The organism is Bacillus sp. FSL R5-0512 (assembly GCF_038593295.1).
Taxonomy (GTDB): Bacteria; Bacillota; Bacilli; order Bacillales; family Bacillaceae; genus Bacillus; species Bacillus safensis.
Map to the genome: position 1 here is coordinate 826,924 of NZ_CP151982.1, position 16,885 is coordinate 843,808.

General features: G+C 41.7%; 22 protein-coding genes and 2 pseudogenes. 13 read left to right on the plus strand and 11 right to left on the minus strand.

Annotated features, from left to right (window positions below; translation table 11 throughout):
• Nucleotides 1–16 precede the first annotated feature (16 nt).
• The 3 genes from NSQ25_RS04065 to NSQ25_RS04075 all read right to left on the minus strand — a co-directional run bounded on the left by NSQ25_RS04065 (nucleotide 17) and on the right by NSQ25_RS04075 (nucleotide 1,293).
• Nucleotides 17–172, minus strand: coding sequence for a YfhD family protein (locus tag NSQ25_RS04065; RefSeq protein WP_024425223.1), 156 nt, complete (start codon nucleotides 170–172; stop codon nucleotides 17–19).
• Between the two features lie 61 nt (nucleotides 173–233).
• Complete coding sequence (locus NSQ25_RS04070; protein WP_017358836.1) at nucleotides 234–344, minus strand: YfhE family protein; 111 nt, start codon at nucleotides 342–344, stop codon at nucleotides 234–236.
• A gap of 52 nt (nucleotides 345–396) precedes the next feature.
• Nucleotides 397–1,293 carry a TIGR01777 family oxidoreductase gene (locus NSQ25_RS04075; protein WP_326136680.1) on the minus strand — a complete coding sequence of 299 codons (897 nt, stop codon included), beginning with the start codon at nucleotides 1,291–1,293 and terminating at the stop codon, nucleotides 397–399.
• A gap of 93 nt (nucleotides 1,294–1,386) precedes the next feature.
• Here NSQ25_RS04075 and recX point away from each other — a divergent pair, with 93 nt between their 5' ends.
• On the plus strand, nucleotides 1,387–2,178 hold the full coding sequence (gene recX / locus NSQ25_RS04080; RefSeq protein ID WP_024425808.1) for a recombination regulator RecX: 792 nt from the start codon (nucleotides 1,387–1,389) through the stop codon (nucleotides 2,176–2,178).
• Between the two features lie 3 nt (nucleotides 2,179–2,181).
• Nucleotides 2,182–2,496 carry a YfhH family protein gene (locus tag NSQ25_RS04085; RefSeq protein WP_251232603.1) on the plus strand — a complete coding sequence of 105 codons (315 nt, stop codon included), beginning with the start codon at nucleotides 2,182–2,184 and terminating at the stop codon, nucleotides 2,494–2,496.
• 225 nt (nucleotides 2,497–2,721) lie between these two features.
• Here the strand turns inward: NSQ25_RS04085 and NSQ25_RS04090 are convergent, their stop codons facing one another.
• Nucleotides 2,722–2,895, minus strand: coding sequence for a YpzG family protein (locus NSQ25_RS04090; protein WP_008360604.1), 174 nt, complete (start codon nucleotides 2,893–2,895; stop codon nucleotides 2,722–2,724).
• A 25-nt stretch (nucleotides 2,896–2,920) separates the two neighbouring features.
• Nucleotides 2,921–3,070: a small, acid-soluble spore protein K gene (locus tag NSQ25_RS04095; protein ID WP_003217849.1), complete on the minus strand. Its 150-nt coding sequence runs from the start codon at nucleotides 3,068–3,070 to the stop codon at nucleotides 2,921–2,923.
• Nucleotides 3,071–3,186: 116 nt separating this feature from the next.
• Here NSQ25_RS04095 and NSQ25_RS04100 point away from each other — a divergent pair, with 116 nt between their 5' ends.
• The 3 genes from NSQ25_RS04100 (at nucleotide 3,187) to NSQ25_RS04110 (ending at nucleotide 7,425) form a co-directional block, all read left to right on the plus strand.
• Nucleotides 3,187–3,459 carry a YfhJ family protein gene (locus NSQ25_RS04100; protein ID WP_024425219.1) on the plus strand — a complete coding sequence of 91 codons (273 nt, stop codon included), beginning with the start codon at nucleotides 3,187–3,189 and terminating at the stop codon, nucleotides 3,457–3,459.
• A gap of 300 nt (nucleotides 3,460–3,759) precedes the next feature.
• A complete protein-coding gene (locus tag NSQ25_RS04105) occupies nucleotides 3,760–4,743 on the plus strand; it encodes a glycosyltransferase family 2 protein (RefSeq protein ID WP_326136679.1) in 984 nt (327 codons plus the stop codon).
• An 87-nt stretch (nucleotides 4,744–4,830) separates the two neighbouring features.
• Nucleotides 4,831–7,425 (plus strand): YfhO family protein, encoded by a 2,595-nt coding sequence (locus tag NSQ25_RS04110; protein ID WP_326136678.1) that lies wholly within the window; start codon nucleotides 4,831–4,833, stop codon nucleotides 7,423–7,425.
• A gap of 23 nt (nucleotides 7,426–7,448) precedes the next feature.
• On the opposite strand, the gene NSQ25_RS04115 is transcribed toward NSQ25_RS04110, so the two are convergent.
• Nucleotides 7,449–8,582, minus strand: a complete 1,134-nt coding sequence (locus NSQ25_RS04115; RefSeq protein WP_251232599.1) for an NAD(P)/FAD-dependent oxidoreductase — start codon at nucleotides 8,580–8,582, stop codon at nucleotides 7,449–7,451.
• Nucleotides 8,583–8,801: 219 nt separating this feature from the next.
• Here NSQ25_RS04115 and NSQ25_RS04120 point away from each other — a divergent pair, with 219 nt between their 5' ends.
• Complete coding sequence (locus NSQ25_RS04120; protein ID WP_326136677.1) at nucleotides 8,802–9,269, plus strand: DinB family protein; 468 nt, start codon at nucleotides 8,802–8,804, stop codon at nucleotides 9,267–9,269.
• Nucleotides 9,270–9,276: 7 nt separating this feature from the next.
• On the opposite strand, the gene NSQ25_RS04125 is transcribed toward NSQ25_RS04120, so the two are convergent.
• The 3 genes from NSQ25_RS04125 to NSQ25_RS04135 all read right to left on the minus strand — a co-directional run bounded on the left by NSQ25_RS04125 (nucleotide 9,277) and on the right by NSQ25_RS04135 (nucleotide 11,188).
• Nucleotides 9,277–9,696 carry a regulatory YrvL family protein gene (locus NSQ25_RS04125; protein ID WP_326136676.1) on the minus strand — a complete coding sequence of 140 codons (420 nt, stop codon included), beginning with the start codon at nucleotides 9,694–9,696 and terminating at the stop codon, nucleotides 9,277–9,279.
• Nucleotides 9,697–9,765: 69 nt separating this feature from the next.
• Nucleotides 9,766–10,929, minus strand: coding sequence for an oxalate decarboxylase family bicupin (locus tag NSQ25_RS04130; RefSeq protein WP_024425215.1), 1,164 nt, complete (start codon nucleotides 10,927–10,929; stop codon nucleotides 9,766–9,768).
• A 94-nt stretch (nucleotides 10,930–11,023) separates the two neighbouring features.
• On the minus strand, nucleotides 11,024–11,188 hold the full coding sequence (locus NSQ25_RS04135; protein ID WP_073204399.1) for a YvrJ family protein: 165 nt from the start codon (nucleotides 11,186–11,188) through the stop codon (nucleotides 11,024–11,026).
• Between the two features lie 166 nt (nucleotides 11,189–11,354).
• Between NSQ25_RS04135 and NSQ25_RS04140 the strand changes: the two genes are divergently transcribed.
• Nucleotides 11,355–11,957: a sigma-70 family RNA polymerase sigma factor gene (locus tag NSQ25_RS04140; RefSeq protein WP_024425214.1), complete on the plus strand. Its 603-nt coding sequence runs from the start codon at nucleotides 11,355–11,357 to the stop codon at nucleotides 11,955–11,957.
• Entirely contained in the window at nucleotides 11,905–12,126 is a 222-nt protein-coding gene (rsoA, locus tag NSQ25_RS04145; protein WP_035391262.1) for a sigma-O factor regulator RsoA, read from the plus strand. The genes NSQ25_RS04140 and rsoA overlap by 53 nt, the downstream gene beginning before the upstream one ends.
• Before the next feature lie 25 nt (nucleotides 12,127–12,151).
• On the opposite strand, the gene NSQ25_RS04150 is transcribed toward rsoA, so the two are convergent.
• Nucleotides 12,152–13,132 (minus strand): metal-dependent hydrolase, encoded by a 981-nt coding sequence (locus tag NSQ25_RS04150; RefSeq protein ID WP_034623275.1) that lies wholly within the window; start codon nucleotides 13,130–13,132, stop codon nucleotides 12,152–12,154.
• A gap of 191 nt (nucleotides 13,133–13,323) precedes the next feature.
• Here NSQ25_RS04150 and mutY point away from each other — a divergent pair, with 191 nt between their 5' ends.
• The gene (gene mutY, locus NSQ25_RS04155; RefSeq protein ID WP_326136674.1) at nucleotides 13,324–14,424 is read left to right on the plus strand and encodes an A/G-specific adenine glycosylase; all 1,101 of its coding nucleotides are present in this window, start codon (nucleotides 13,324–13,326) and stop codon (nucleotides 14,422–14,424) included.
• Here the strand turns inward: mutY and NSQ25_RS04160 are convergent.
• Nucleotides 14,411–14,635, minus strand: a complete 225-nt coding sequence (locus tag NSQ25_RS04160; RefSeq protein WP_003217808.1) for a hypothetical protein — start codon at nucleotides 14,633–14,635, stop codon at nucleotides 14,411–14,413. The genes mutY and NSQ25_RS04160 overlap by 14 nt on opposite strands.
• An 81-nt stretch (nucleotides 14,636–14,716) precedes the next feature.
• On the opposite strand from NSQ25_RS04160, the gene fabL reads away from it, so the two are divergent.
• The 4 genes and pseudogenes from fabL (at nucleotide 14,717) to NSQ25_RS04180 (ending at nucleotide 16,807) form a co-directional block, all read left to right on the plus strand.
• Nucleotides 14,717–15,469, plus strand: coding sequence for an enoyl-[acyl-carrier-protein] reductase FabL (gene fabL, locus NSQ25_RS04165; RefSeq protein ID WP_024425211.1), 753 nt, complete (start codon nucleotides 14,717–14,719; stop codon nucleotides 15,467–15,469).
• Between the two features lie 75 nt (nucleotides 15,470–15,544).
• Nucleotides 15,545–15,694 (plus strand): annotated as a pseudogene (locus NSQ25_RS04170) (gamma-type small acid-soluble spore protein); the annotation flags it as partial.
• A 217-nt stretch (nucleotides 15,695–15,911) separates the two neighbouring features.
• A pseudogene (locus NSQ25_RS04175) lies at nucleotides 15,912–16,129 on the plus strand (YgaB family protein).
• Nucleotides 16,130–16,276: 147 nt separating this feature from the next.
• Complete coding sequence (locus tag NSQ25_RS04180; RefSeq protein ID WP_024425209.1) at nucleotides 16,277–16,807, plus strand: DUF402 domain-containing protein; 531 nt, start codon at nucleotides 16,277–16,279, stop codon at nucleotides 16,805–16,807.
• Nucleotides 16,808–16,885 lie beyond the last annotated feature (78 nt).

Here is a 16,885-nt window from a genome sequence, read left to right on the forward strand (position 1 = left end):
ACGTCTGCTTTTTTACTTATTGTTTTTTGGCGCGCTGATCGGCTGCTTTCATACGTGCCATTGCTTTTACGTCATTCGGATCTGCAAGTTCTTTGGAAAATTCAACATATTCGCCATCCGTCTCTTGTGCCGCGAGCTCGTGGTTGGATTTTTTGTGTTGGTCTTTTTTCAAAGCCTTTCCCTCCTTTACAAGATCACTTTAGTTATGTGCTTGTTGGAGGGGAATATCCGCCTTATTTGTTTCTTTTTTCTGCTGCTCTTTCCGCTTTTTTGAATTCCTGCTGATACAGGACTTCCTGGGTTTTCTTCAGCTTCGAAGTTGGCTGGTGTTCTTTTTTCTTCATCAAAATCGCTCCCTCATCTCATTTCTAATAGGATGGGTGTTTTTGACAACATTTATTCCCCAGATTGCAAAATCGCTTCTTTTAGTTCAGGGTGCAAAAAGTCATAAGAAGAGAGCAGTGCTTTTTTTGGCAGAGCACGCTGGCCTTCTAAAACAAGTAATGACATTTCACCAAGCGCCGTTTTGATCACAAAAGATGGCACCTTCAGCCAATGGGGGCGGTGAAGGGCAGAAGCAATGGTTTGTCCAAGCTGTTTCATTTGAACAGGATTCGGTGATGTCGCATTGAGCGGACCTGACAGGTCGTCATTGTGAATCGCATAAGCAATGAGATGTGCCACATCCTCAACATGAACCCATGAAACCCATTGCGAGCCAGACCCAATTGTCCCGCCAGCAAACAGCTTGTAAGGAAGTGTCATCAGCGGCAGTGTGCCTTTTTCTCCTAACACGACACCAAAGCGGGTGTAGACCGTACGAATGCCGAGGGCTTCAATCTTTTGCCCCTCAGCCTCCCAAAGCCTTGATGTATGACTTAAGAAATCAGAATCCGCAGGAGGTGATTCCTCCGTAAAATCTCCTGTTTGAGATGTGCCATAAATCCCGACAGCACTTGCTTGAATCAGAACAGATGGTTTCGATTCCTGCGCTTCTATAATGCGTCTTACCTCTTGTGTTGATTTGAGACGGCTGGAGAGGATGCCTTCTTTTGCCTTGTCTGTCCAGCGTGTAAAAATGGATTTTCCAGCAAGGTTAATCCATACATCGATGGCAGGCAATTCATGCTCAGGCGCAGCACCTTCAGTCAGCCACTGCACATAATGTAAATGATTTTGTTCGGATTCCTTTGGATTTCTTGTTAAAATATATAGATGATGTCCCTCAGCAGCGAGCACTTTTGTGACATGCTGGCCGATAAAACCGGTTCCTCCGGTAATGGCGATATTCAATTGACATCTCTCCTCTCATATACATACCATATCTTTCACGATTTTGAATCAGAAGAAACATCCTGACTGTTTTGGAAAAGGAGTGATCACAGGATGCCCTATATTACAAAAATTTCTGCTCAGAAAAACAATACAGAGCGGGTCAACATCTTTCTTGATGAAAAGTACGCCTTTAGCGTTGATTTAGATGTGCTCGTCCAGCACGATTTGAAAAAAGGAAAAGAGCTGGACGAAGCAGATATCATTGAGATTCAATTCGGCGATTCGGTGAAAAAAGGATTTCAGCAGGCCGTTGATTATTTATCCTACCGAATGAGATCAGTAAAAGAAGTCACCGATTATTTAACGAAAAAAGAAATCCCTGCACCTGCTATTAGTGAAATTATACACAAATTAAAGCATTATAAGTATGTAAATGATCTTGAATTTGCAGAAGCCTATGTCAGCACTCACCGGAAAACGAACAGCAAAGGACCGTCCGTCCTAAAAAAAGAATTGAAGCTCAAGGGGATAGACGATGACACGATTGAACAGGCGCTATCGCAATACCCTGATGACTTACAGCTGGAGGAAGCCGTAAAGCAGGTTCTCAAGCTTGTCAAAAAAGAAAAAAATCGTTCTGCAAAAGAGATCGAGCAGCGCATCAAGCTGCAGCTGCAGCGAAAGGGATTTTCGTTTGAGATCATTGATAAAGCCCTTCAAGAAGCCTATGATGGACAAGAAGAGGAAAAGGAAGAAGAAGCCCTCCTTTATATGCTGGAGAAGGCAAAACGCAAGGTAGGATATGACGGATCATTTGAAAAGAAGATGAAAGTGAAGCAATTTTTATTCAGAAAAGGCTTTGATCTCGATACAATTGATCACGTTTTAGACAAAGGGGAATGACAGATGGAAAAACGCTATAGTGAGATGACAGAATATGAATTGAAGCAGGAGATTGCCGCCCTTTCTGAAAAAGCACGAAAGGCTGAGCAGCTTGGCATTGTGAATGAATACGCAGTTTTAGAACGGAAAATCGATATGGCGAAAGCCTATTTATTAGATCCAGCCTTGATTCAAACGAAAACGACTTATCAAATCAAAGACACAGACGAAGAGTTTTATGTAGAATATCTAAATGGCGTTTTTGCGTGGGGATACAGAGTATCGGCTCCAAATCAGGAAGATGCCCTGCCGATTTCAATGCTGACGCAAAAGGACTGATCCAAGTGATCAGTCCTTCATCGTGTAGACAAACCCTCGCATTCGTTGTCAGGTCTGCGCGCCGGTACTCACGAATGTCAAATTCGCTCCGTTCCGGTGCTCATCCTTTCTAGGGCTGCAAAGGTTTTCTATCACGCTGAAAAGAAGACAAAGGGCTAAAATAAAAATCATTTTAGCCCTTTGTCAACAATCTGAAGGACTGATCCAAGTGATCAGTCCTTTTCTTTACTTCGAACGCTGTTTACGGACGTTGTTCTGAAGTACGATGTCGTGCTGCGTTTGCTGCGTTTCTCCGTTGACCTGAGAGGCAGAATGCTTTGCATTTGCCCATGGTTGAGGGTAAGCGGTTGTCCTTAATTGAACAAAGTCTGCCATATACGATTTCCCATTTGAACTCATATCTCAAGCACTCCCTTTGGAAAAATTAGCGTTTCCCTGATGCCCTCATACGTTCCTGTGGACGTGTATTTGTTTCACCATTCGGCCGTTTAGACGCATAAGCATCTGTAGCGCCTGGTTCGCCTTCAAACTTGTGATTTACCTGATTTGGAAAGCCTTTTGCTTTATTACGCATATCGATTCCCTCCAAACAATACAAATCATTTGCGTCTTTTGAAGACGTAAGGGTAGTATATGAAAAAAGAAGTTTTTTTAAAAAGGCACTTTCTGCTAGATGAAGGAGGAACAGGCATGGAACAATACTTTGAGCGACTAACAGAACAACTTATGGAAAAAAACAATATGCTGACATATGACGAAGCACGTACATGGGTAGAGCTGCTTTGGAGTGATTTTGAAACGACCTATGCAAAGGCTGGCCGTAAGTATAAAGGACAGGAAACAACAGAACGAATTGTCCAAGAGTGGATCGAGAGCTACGGAGCGCAGCTGCATTTATTTCAAAATAAACAATCAAAGGCAAACGAGCATCTGCAACAAAACAATCGAGGGCTGCTTCACTAAAAAGGCTGCCCTTTCACTTCCATTCATCTTTTTCAATAAATGGGAAAATATATAAATGAACAAACAATTTTATGAAACAATACCCAGTCTGTGATCAAAATTACAGGCTTTTTACAATGATTAAACTTAAAATTACATTAAATTCATCCTGCTGAAAATCAATGGAAATAAAACTCTGATATAATGAAACGATTAAAGAGACATGTAATTTATGGATAATAAAAAAGGGTTTCGTTTTCTGACAAAAAAGGAATAATGAACATATCAGACTATGTGAAAAAAGTGAAGAGAAGGTGCGATATGGAACGGGAACTGCTCTCTGTTATAATTCCTTCTTACAATGAAGGTGAAAACATCAGACGAATCTTTGAGGCACTCGAGGAAGAGTTTCGCGATTTTCATTATGACTTTGAAATCATCTTTGTGAATGATGGAAGCAAAGACAACACGCTTCAATACATGAGAGAGCTCTCTCGAAAAAGTGCAAAGGTTAAATATATTTCCTTTTCGCGTAACTTTGGAAAGGAAGCCGCTATTTTGGCAGGTCTTGAATATGCAAAAGGAGCAGCTGCGATTATTATGGACGCCGATCTGCAGCACCCGACGTATTTAATTCAGGACTTTGTCAGGGGATATGAAGAAGGCTATCATCAAGTCATTGCCAAACGAAATCGTAAAGGTGACAGCAAGCTGCGCTCTTACCTGTCATCCATGTACTATAAGGTGATGAACAAGGCAGTAGAAGTGGACTTGCGTGATGGCGTCGGGGATTTCCGTTTAATTTCACGCCAAGCCATCGATGCATTGCTTCAGCTGAAAGAGGGAAATCGTTTTTCGAAAGGGCTTTTTTGCTGGATTGGGTTTGAAGAAAAGGTCATCTATTATGAAAATGTAGAAAGACAGCATGGTGATACAAAATGGTCACTGAAGAAATTATTTAACTATGGCATAGATGGCGTCATTTCTTTTAACAACCGCCCGCTGCGAATTTGTTTTTATACTGGCATACTGATCTTATTTCTCTCATTGATTTACATCGTGGCCACCTTTATTCAAATCGTCAGAACGGGCATTATGGTGCCGGGTTATTTTACTTTAATATCGGCTGTGCTGTTCCTCGGAGGTGTCCAGCTTTTGAGTCTAGGTGTGATTGGAGAATATATTGGCCGTATCTATTATGAAACGAAAAAGAGGCCGCATTATTTAATCCAGGAATCAAATGTGATGGAACAAGAGACAAGCTCAAAGGAACAAGACCGAGTGTTAACACAGTTATTTAAATAACGTGGAGTCAAATAACCGGCAAGCACGAATCGCTTGCTGGGTTGTTTTGTTTCAAAGAAAAGTGGATCTTTTGTGGAAAGGATTTAGATGATGAAACGTAGATGGATAATGATAGGAATGTGCCTCATTCTCGCTTTATTAGGACACTCCTTTTTCTTATATGAATATACGCAAGGCCGGTATATGACAGGAGATGGAGACGGAATCTCACAAATGCTCCCATTTAAAAAGCTGCTTTACGATGAATACGTCAAAGGGAACTTCTTTTATTCCTATCAATTCGGTCTAGGCGGCGGTACATATACGCAATTAGGTTATTATTTCACAACGTCGACTGTCTTTATGGTCACAGTCGCTGTCGTCTGGCTGATGAATGCGCTTCATTTCATCCAGTCAACGGACATTCATTTCTGGGCAAATGCCGTCATTTGGCTGAGTGTGATCAAGCTGACGCTTATTCTTTTCATCGCTTACCGTGTGCTTCTTTCAATGGTTCAGCATAGGCTGAGCGCATTAACAGGAGCCGCAATTTACGGATTGTCTATTGTGTATTTTCGGCATCAAACATTTTGGGAGTTTTTCACCGACAGTATGATGTGGCTCCCGCTGCTTGTACTTGGGGTTGAACGGATTTTCAAAACAGGTAAGCCGGCTTGGTTTATTGCGGCGTGCAGCCTGATGCTTATCAACAATTTTTACTTTGCTTATATTCATTTTATCTTTTTAGCGATCTATCTTGTCTTCAGATATATCATCAAGCTTCGAAGTGAGGAGAACGGGTGGAAGGTGTTCTGGACGCTGGCGGTCTCTACGCTGTTATCCTTTGGAATCAGTGCCGCCTTTTTTGTCCCGTCTGTCTATGGCTTTCTGAATAATATAAGGCCGCCATATGATCAATCCATACCTTGGTTTGATCTGCATGATCATCTGCTGTTTACAAGCAGGGTGTATTTATTACCTGTGATTTTTCTCATTTGTATGTTCCTCGTTCCGCTTTATCGGAACAGGTGGTTTTTCATGTTTACATCGATCAGCGTTCTGCTTATTGTTTTTCACTACAGTCCAAAGATGGCGAGCGTGTTTAATGGTTTTTCAGCACCGCAATACAGATTTGAGTACATTCTTGCCTTTACAGTTGGAGCGGTCGCAGCTATCACCATCAAGCATTTCTCGCAAATCGAGTGGAAGTGGAAAAAGCGTGCGGTCTTAGGCGCTTGGATCGTGTTTCTTCTCGCAGTCATCTTATCAGAACGAGCAAAGGGAAATATGGATGTTGTTGTATTTACAGGCATAGGACTGCTTGTGATCAGCTTGTTTTTCCTTGTGATTCATACGGAAAAACGCCAGCACCTTCGTCTCTTTTCAGCTGTGCTCATCGTTGTCAGCTTACTGACAGCAGGCGTGTATCAGCAGGGCTACTTATCTGAAAGAAGCAATATTAAGAGCGTATCAGATACGTATCTGAATAGTGAGGCTTATGCTGGACATGAGCAAATGAAGCTCATTCAGCAGATTCAAAGCCGCTCTTCAAAAGATCCGCTTGCCCGGATTGACTGGATGAACGGCGTGCGCAACAACACCCCGTTATTTGAAGGCTTTCAAGGCATGAGTGCGTATTCAAGTATATTGAATCAGCATTTACTCAATTTCTACTGGAATGACCTGCAAATCGATATGGGACGGGAAAGTGTCAGCCGTTATGCAACAATGGGGGACAGAGCGAATTTATACAGCCTGACCTATGGAAAGTATTATATGAGAACGAGCGCGATGCCTTACTCACCGCCAGCTTATTTTAAGTCAATATTGGAAAGCGAACATTATAAAGTGTATGAAAATACACGGCCGCTGCCATTTGCAAGAACAACAAGCACCGTTTATTCAGAAGAATCCTTAAAGGATGCCTCAGCACTTGATAGGGAGCATGCGATGCTGCAAGGTGTGATTTTAGACAAAAAAGGAAACGCTGAAATTGAGCACGCGCCAGATCGAGTCAAGGATACAAATATTCATACGATACAAGCCATATACGAACATGGCGTGCTTGATGTATACGGAGAAACAGGCGGTCTGAATATCACGCTGCCAGATGATATGGCCCGCGCTGGGGATGTGTATGTGAGCTTTTATGTGAAGCGGACAGACCGAAACGAAGGATTTCAGTTATCTGTTGATCACTACGTCACCTCACGAAAAAGCAATACATCCATCTACAAAACAGGCGTCAATGAAGTGACGATTCGAGTCCCTGCGGAAAAGATTCTCTCGATTCGAGTACCAAAAGGGACGTATGAGCTGAGTCAATTAAAGCTATATCAAGAGCCTTACCGCGTCCTAGAGAAGGCATATGAAAAAGAAAAACAGGATCATGGCAGCCAGCAAGTAAAGCTCGAAAACAACCGCTTTACGATTTCATATGATAACAAACGCGGCGATGATTATATGGTTCTGCCAGTACCATATGAAAAAGGCTGGGAGCTCACGGTGAACGGACAGCAGACCGATATTGAACAAGCCAATTACGCCTTTATCGGTTTTCCAATAGAAAAAGGCAAAAACGAGATTGTGTTAACCTACTATCCGCCTTATATCAGAATTCTCGCGTTGATTTCACTCGTCAGTTTGATTGGTGCGATCTTATATGCACGGAGAAAACACAAGAAACACCACTTTTCATCATAAGTGGTGTTTTTTTATCTTTCATCTCATACATATGTTTCTTCTTCCCATTTAATATGGTATTCGTTCATCTTTCGATCAATATCGTGTTGAATATTCATATGCTGAAATAACGCATTTAACTCTTCTGTCCTCGTTCTTCGATCCTGTTCATAATAATAGAACGCATCTCGATAATCATGATCCCTCAGCATCTTTGCTATGACCATCGCATCTTCTAGACTATATGATGCTCCTTGACCAACAAAAGGATTAGCCGTATGTACAGCATCACCTACAAGAACAACACGTCCTTTTGACCACACAGAGAGGTCCTTGATTTCATAAATACTTCTTGGGAAAAACATCTCTGTATGATCGATCATGTCAAAAAGGTGCTTCGGAATATTCCAGCCTTCCATTTGTTGATATAATAACTGTCGAATGGTTTCTTTGCTGGCTTTCTCAAAATGTTTTGCAGGTAATTTTTCAGGACGTTGCGAGAAAGCCTGCCATAAAATATTCAATTGATTTGTCGGATGCGCTTTTCCAAAAATGAATTGAAAGTGTTCATCATTGTAAAAATAACTCGTTGCCTCCTCTAAGACAAAATCCTTCACATAGGATACCCCTTGAAGTCCCCAAAAACCGCTATAGTCTAATTTAGCATTAAATGCAACCGCTTCTCTTGTTTTCGAAAAAGTCCCATCTGCTCCTATTACAATATCACCTGTTATCACAGTTTCATCTTCAAAAAGAACCTGAACGGAATGAGGCTGCTGTTTGATCGAGGTTAACTTTTTGTTGTATTTCACTTCGATTCCTTGTCGTTGAACTTCCTTTAAAAGGACGGTTATGATTTGTGCTCTCATGACGTTGATCAAAGGGGCATGATGATATTTTTCGCTATGATTGTTAAAGATTGCTTCCACTTCATTTTCACTGTTTATTTGCTGGATCCTCTTTATCACTGCTGCATTTGCTATCACTTCATTTTTACACCCGATTTCATCCAAAATCTTTACCCCATTTGGAGACAGTAAAAAACCTGCGCCTGTTTCTAATTCTTCATCTGACCTGCTTTCATAAATCGTACTTTCCATTCCAGCCTTTTTTAAAAATAAAGAAGTAGCCAATCCTGCTACACCACTGCCAATAATGATCACATTTTGAGATTTCATCATTTTTCCTCCTCCCACATAAACAGACCGGTCGGTTTATTTTAGTGCAAAAAAATAGGCTTTTTCATGTAGGACAGCGTATGACAATTCCCCCTTTTCATTTGGTAATTAAAGTATATCATAATATGTTTTAAATAATATCGCAAGGATGAACCCTTCCAATTTCTGATCAGCTTCTTTTAAATAAAGTTAAAATAAACCTCAGGAGGATAACAAAACATGAACAAAGACACCGTGATACAACACTATGAACACTCCATTGAATGGGCAAAATCGCTTATGGAATTAACAGACAAAGAATGGCGCAGAGCGATCGCTGATGGAAAATGGAGTACGGCTGAAATTATCGCCCATTTCGTTCCATGGGATGAATTTATTTTAAAGGCTCGACTAAAGGAATTTTGGAACGATCAGCCGTTACCTCAAGCTCCTGATGTGCGCAAAATGAATCAGCAGTCAGCTGAAAGAGCGAGAAAGGAAAAGAAAAGCGAGACTATCGTTCGATTTATTGCTGTCAGAACAGAATTACTTCAAGAAATGAAGAAAATCGAACCATCTCGCTGGAATGAACTCTTTTTTATTGGTCGAACCAAGCTGACGTTATTCAGTTACTTTCAAGGGCTGATGGAGCATGATATCCATCATATGAAACAAATCAAAGAAGCACTCTCGCCAGAAAGAGAGTAGAGAGTTATTAAGCTTCTTTTTCAAACGAAAACGTCGCATAATCAAACAAAAAGTGAAACAACCAAATGCTTAGGGCAAAGAGAATTTCCTCAGAAGTAGACAGTAAAATGCCGCCAACCAATTCATCTGATAAATAGACAGCACTCCAAATAAACAAAAGATGAATTGAAATGGCATAGAAAACGATAGAGCATTTTTTGGAACGGCACTTTCTCACAACTCTCATGAGCACATGCTCCACATGCTCAAAGGATATCCCAAGTACCACATAGATGCCCATAAATAAAAGCATCGATAAAATCGATTGATAAAAAGCACCCGTCAAATGAAAGAACAGCACACAAAACAACAAAAATATGTAACAGACAGCCGACGCCGCCATGAGCCATTTCAGCCCTTGCCATAAAGCGTGAACAGATTGCTGCATAGGTGAACAAACACTCCTTTACATGAAGATACCTGCAAAAAGGACAGCCTTTTTGCAGGAAGTCATACGTTAATCCTCTTTTTTAGGCGCAGCGATCACAGGATGTTTTTCAGTATCAAGCAGTTTTAAGAAATCTTCGCCTTGATCTAAATGATCAAGAACAAGCTGTTTCGGTGTGACCGCAAGCCACTGATTCAGTGAAATGTCTGCATAATGATCGCTCTTAAAGATTTCTAAGAAATAAAGCGGTTCGTCGCCTGTATTTTCTACATAATGCCCCATCGCAAATGGCACATAGCCAACGTCTCCCGCCTGATAGTTGAAGGTTCTCGCATGTCCATCAGAAGCAAAGACCGTCATTCGTGCTTTTCCGGAAATGAAATATTGCCATTCATCCGTATTTGGATGCCAGTGCAGCTCACGAATGGCGCCTGGATCAACTTTCACAAGAGCAGATGCAATCGTTTTAGATGCTTTGAAATTGGTAGAGTCCGCAATCCACACTTGTCCGCCGCTTGACGTAATCGGCTCCTGTTTTAACAGCTCATATTTAAAGGAATTCGGGACTTCTCCTTGCTCTGTTTTTACCTTGTCACATTCAAGGGAACCAGGAATTCCTTTTTGGAAAATATACTTTTCTTTCTCTGGCAGCTTGTCAAACTGCTCTTTTGTCATACCGAAGTTCTTAAGCACGACTTCCTCTGGCGTGTGGGCAAGCCAATCGGTTACTTGGAACGTACTATTTTCTGAGAAAGACCCATCATCAAACACAAGCAAGAATTCAGCTCCCGGTTCAAGTGCTTGGATAGAGTGCGGCAGGCCAGAAGGGAAGTACCACAAATCACCCTCTGTCACATCCTCTGTAAAATTGCGCCCCTCTGCATCAACCGATGTAATCCGGGCTTCCCCATAAATCATGTACGCCCATTCCGCTTCCTTATGCCAGTGTAGTTCACGAATCGCACCAGGCTTTAGCCGCATATTGACAGATGCAAGACTTTTAGATATCGGCAGTTCGCGGACTGTTACCTCTCGGGCATAGCCGCCTTTTTCTAAACGATTGTGTGTATCAGAAAAAGAATATTTCAGGTTGGAGACCGTTCCATGATCGGTTTCTGGCGGCGTGAGCATATCTGGATTTTGTCTGTCCCGCTCGAGATTACGTGGAATTTTGACCGTTGCTCCTTTTTCTCCTCGAATCGGCTGTGGTATTCCATTTTGCTTTTCACTCATGATAAAATCCCCTTTCAACATCGTATTGTGTGAGGTGACAAAAGGCCTTTCATTTCGCCCTCGTTTACATAAGGTGAAACGAATCAAGCGGATGTCAATCTGATTCATCATTTTTTTGAGCAGCAACTAATCGTTGGATGAGCTTGCTTAACTCATCAAACTTTCGTTCAAAGCGTGTCAGCAAGTACACTGTCAAAATGGCAGGGAAGCCAGCCTGACCGAGCTGCTTCAGCCATTCCTCTGAAAAAAAGGTCTCCATTTGTCTCACCTCCCAGCGGATGCTCGTCTTCTATATAAGTGGTATGAAAGAAGAAAAAGGAAAGCAGAGGAGGAGAAAATGAATCATTAGACCCGTTTCACGAAGTTTACTTTTTTTAACTTTTGTCCACTTAATGCTAGTAGAGGGAACAAAGGGGAGGATGCACATGGATTATCGGCTGTTATTGAAAGCAAAATGGAAGGAAATCATTGATCACCCGCTCATTCAGCAGTTTTTAAGCAACCCGAAAAACGAGCAGCTGCTCCGGCAAGTCATGGAAGAGCCAAACGAGGAAAATGCCAAAAAACTAGATTCCGAGTTCAAACAGTTCTATCAGAAAATCCGCATCATCAAGTATATCTCCACAATGATACGCATCTTTTCAGTCGACTTTGACAAACGAGTAAAAAAGAAACAGCAGCGTTTTCCGCTCATACTCGATCATCCTGATACACAAGAAGTGAAAGACCCTGTTCAAACAGATACGTATGAAGCCGTGCTCTTCAACCAGCAAGACCTAGGGGAGCATCTGCAAGACCAAACATTGTACAAGGCCTACCAGCAGCTCACAGACAAACAAAAAATGGTCTTAACCCAAATTTATGTCGAAGGACAAACAATGAAGGAAATAGCCGATCAGTTAGGCGAAACAAGACAAAACATCTCAAACATTCACAAAAAAGCGCTCAACAAACTAAAAGAAGAAACAGGGGGAGATGTCCGTGCACGAAGACAAAATGACCAATGGAGAAATGGAAGAACTCATTGAAACCTTCACACCCATGATCAAAAAGAAACTACAAAACACGGCATATCAAGAAAGAGAAGACCTCGAACAAGAACTCTATATCAAACTCATCGAAAAAGTAGACTGGCTGATTTACCAAGAAGGACCTGGCTTTTGGGAGTTTATTGTGGAATATATGACGAAGATGTAAGAGTGAAGCACAAAAAAAGACTGGCTCACACAGAGCCGAGTCTTAATTTTTTTTGTAGTTTTTCTTCACTGAAAATCCAGCCGGTATAAGAATTTTTGATTTGGTGGTCCATGTCGATATGGCAGATCGCGACAAAAGGATAATGACCTTTGCTGCGGTAGCGCAAATCAATGAACCGCACCTCATAATGATCCTTGTATTTATCCACTTCCCACCGGTAGACAGGGGAGAAGGAGAGAAAGGCTGAAATGTTTTCATCTTGTTTGGCAATTTTCATAATTTCAGTATCAGGGACCGGCACCCGGTTAAAGGTGTCTAAAATGACAACCTCTCCATTCATACTGCGCCCAACATGGAAAGAGGATTTACATTTCACGGCAATGCGCCATTGTCTGAACTTCATTGTAGGCGAAATGATAATCTCTTCAATTTCATCGAATCGTGCACGCAGCTGACGTTTAATCTGAAGCTGCATGATGACCCTGACGATATAGTAACAGAAAATCACCGCGTACAGTGTTATGAACGTATAGCCGGGATGTCCGCCAATCGCCCAAACGACAATGGCGACAAGGTGTGTAAAAAAGATAAACGGATCAAACGTATTAATGATCCCAAGTGCTACCCATTTCTTTGAAAATGGACGAATGGCCTGTGTGCCGTATGCATTAAATATATCGACAAACACATGGAGTACAACGGCTAATAGTGTCCATAACCAAAGGTGAAGTAAATTCGCCCCCGGCACAAATGGGAAAATCACAGCCGGAATCAGCAATGACCAGAACAGTACAGCCGGAATGGAATGTGTAAATCCTCGGTGATTTCTTATATAAACCGCATTATTTTTTAGTTTTAGCACAGTATCAATGTCTGGTGCTTGGGAGCCGGCGATGGTCGCGATCATCACGGCGTGTGCCATGTGTGGATCTGCGCTGACGGCTGGATCTAAAAGTGCAAGTCCCCCAAGAGAAATGCCCATTACTACATGAGTACCAGTGTCCAATTGATTACCTCCTAGTTGTCATGCTTAGGAACAATCATACAAAGTATACGTCTCCAATCAAGACTATGTGCAAAATCACTTTTGCTTTATCCCGATTTAATGTAACATGTTAACGTATCTACAAACAGTATACAACAAATAAGGTTCTATTCAGAACGTTAGCCCTCGGTCCAATGAGAAGGAGTATAGATATGAAAGACATTCAAGAAAAGCTGGACCGCAAAGATATTGCGGGCTTTCAGCATGATTTAATTGATTGGTATGAAAAAGAACAACGAACATTGCCATGGCGTGAAAATCAAGATCCATACCGCGTCTGGGTATCAGAAGTCATGCTTCAGCAAACGAGAGTAGATACGGTCATTCCGTACTTCAACCGGTTTATGGAGCAGTTTCCGACGTTGAAGGATCTCGCTTTAGCTGATGAAGAAAAGGTCATGAAAGCATGGGAAGGTCTTGGCTACTACTCAAGAGTACGTAATTTACAGGCAGCTGTGAAAGAAGTATATGAATCCTACGGTGGCATTGTCCCTGATACGAAAGAGCAATTTTCAAAGCTCAAAGGTGTAGGCCCATATACGAGCGGCGCAGTGCTGAGTATCGCCTATAACAAGCCGTATCCTGCGGTAGACGGCAACGTGATGAGGGTCATTTCTCGTATTTTGTCCATATGGGATGATATTGCAAAACCAAAAACGAGAAACATTTTCGAATTTGCGGTCGATCAGCTCATTTCCCGGGAAAAGCCGTCAGAATTTAATCAAGGGCTGATGGAGCTTGGTGCGCTCATTTGTACCCCAACATCCCCTGCCTGTCTCATTTGCCCTGTGAACATGCATTGTTCGGCACTCGAGGAAGGCGTTCAGCATGAGCTCCCAGTGAAAAGCAAAAAGAAAAAGCCGACTGCAAAATCAATGGCAGCAGCGGTGTTATTTGATGACGCAGGCAACCTATATATTCATAAGCGGCCAAGTACAGGCCTCCTTGCGAATTTATGGGAATTCCCTAACATGGAAACCATGAAGGGAAGAAAAACGGAAAAAAAGCAGCTCATTGATTTCTTAAAAGAGGAGGCAGGTGTACAAGCTGAGCTTGGTGATTTAGAAGGCACCATTCAGCATGTATTTACCCACCTCATCTGGAATATTTCTGTTTTCTTTGGACGAGTTACCTCTGTATCCGATGACACGAAGCTGAAAAAAGTCACAACAGAAGAATTTGAGGCATATGCTTTGCCAGTCTCACACCAAAAAATTTGGAAGCTGGCACTTGAGCAGCCTAGTCGTATTTAACCGTTGTACCGTGGGTATAATCAGCTTCATTTCGGTGCAGACCCCCGCGGTCTTCGATTTCAGAAATGATTTCTCGATACTTAGATTGCCCTTCTTCATTCAAATAAGGTAAAATTTGTTGGAAAGCATGATGAAAGTAAGCAAGCTCAGTATCTTTCCATTGATCCTTGGACATCATGCCAAGCTGGCTTAAATCGCGTCCGACATACATGAATGTAACCTCCTAATAGGAACTTTCCTATTAGTGTGAAGCGAATGAACGAAAACTATTCAAATCAGGAGATGAACCATAATGAGTCAACGTAAATGTGCATTAATTACAGGAAGCAGCAGAGGAGTAGGGAAAGAAGTAGCTCTCCGCCTCGCTGAAAAAGGATATGACATTGTCATTAACTATGCGAGAAGCAAAAAAGCCGCACTTGAAACAGCGGAAGAAATTGAAGCGATGGGTGTTAAAACATTGGTTGTCAAAGCCAATGTAGGCCAGCCTGAGAAAATCAAAGACATGTTTCAGCAAATCGACGAAACCTTTGGCCGTTTAGATGTATTTGTGAACAATGCGGCATCAGGTGTTCAGCGTCCTATTATGGACCTTGAAGAAAATCATTGGGACTGGACAATGAATATCAATGCGAAAGCCTTGTTATTCTGCGGACAAGAAGCCGCGAAACTAATGGAGAAAAACGGCGGCGGACATATCGTCAGCATTAGCTCTCTTGGCTCTATTCGCTATCTTGAAAATTACACAGTAGTCGGCGTGTCAAAAGCAGCACTAGAAGCTTTGACACGTTACCTTTCTGTTGAGCTGTCACAAAAAAATATCGTCGTCAACGCCGTATCAGGCGGCGCGATCGATACCGATGCACTCAAGCACTTCCCGAACCGTGAAGAGCTTTTAGAAGATGCGAAGAAAAACACACCTGCCGGCCGAATGGTGGAAATTAAAGACATGGTCGACAGCGTGGAATTCCTTGTATCAGGCAAAGCAGACATGATTAGAGGCCAGACGATTATTGTGGATGGCGGACGTTCTTTGCTTGTTTAAAAAAATCATGAATAGGATCTGCACCTTCTGCACAAATTAATGTGCGTGGAGGTGATAATGATGGATCAACAACAAAACAAAACAAACGCGCAACAAGTGAAGAAACAAAACCAAGCTTCTGCACAAGGCGGTCAATTTGGTACTGAATTTGCTAGTGAGACTGACGTACAGCAAGTAAAAAAATACAACCAAAAAGCTGAGCAAAACAAACAACAAAACAGCTAATCACTGAAACAAAGGAAAGCACTTCATATACGAATGAAGTGCTTTTCTTTTTTGCCTCTCATCACCATCCGACAAAACCTGTAAAACCTCTACATAAACAGTCAAAGGATTTCTTCTTTCTTTCAAGAAATGGTATACAGACAAAAAGTGGATTCGATGAAAAGGGAGGAGTTAGATGTCTGATTTCGATCAGCTTGTAAAAGAACAAATGCAGCTCATGGATCAGCTGCTCGATGTGCAGGGAGAACTCGATCTATGCTTAGAAACAGAAAAACAATTGCAGCAGGATGAAAAAAAAGAAGAGTGGCATAGGCTTTGTGATCAGATCAAACAGAAACGTGAGGAACTGCAAAAGTGCAAACCTTATTTACAAAACAGACAGAAGAGGTCATCAACTCATATAAACAGATGGAAAAGAGTTCTAGCGTGATGTAAGTCAGTGTGCCGTTCAATTGGGTTGAATGGCTTTTTCATTTCATTTTTTAATGATGTAACGGTATAATATAATAGAGACATGTTTAGTTGGGAAATTAGGTCTTTGGACTGTTAGGTTTGTTTGTTATAGAAAGTAGGGGAGAAAATATGGGCTATCCCAAGGAAGGAGAAACCATCCAAATTCAAAGCTATAAACATAATGGCTTGATCCACAGGATTTGGAATGAAACCACCATTCTGAAAGCAACGGAATTGTGTATCATTGGTGCAAACGACCGTACAATGGTGACTGAATCCGACGGCCGTACTTGGATGACGAGAGAACCGGCTATTTGCTATTTCCATGCAAAACAATGGTTTAATGTAATTGGGATGCTTAGAGATGATGGGGTATATTATTACTGCAACATCAGCTCTCCTTTTGCGACAGATGATGAGGCAATTAAGTATATTGATTACGATTTAGACGTCAAAGTCTTTCCAGACATGACGTACAATATTTTGGATGAGGACGAATATGCAGATCATAAGAGGCAGATGAATTATCCAAAAGAAATCGATAGTATCTTAAGAGAGCATCTGAATACATTACTGCATTGGATTCACCAGCGGAAAGGTCCGTTTGCGCCTGAATTTGTGGATATGTGGTATGAACGTTTTTTACATTATACAAAATAAGCAAGAGCATCAAAAACCTGTTTGGCTTTTTAGGCTAACAGGTTTTTGACTGCGTACGGATAAGAGGCACTGATAGAT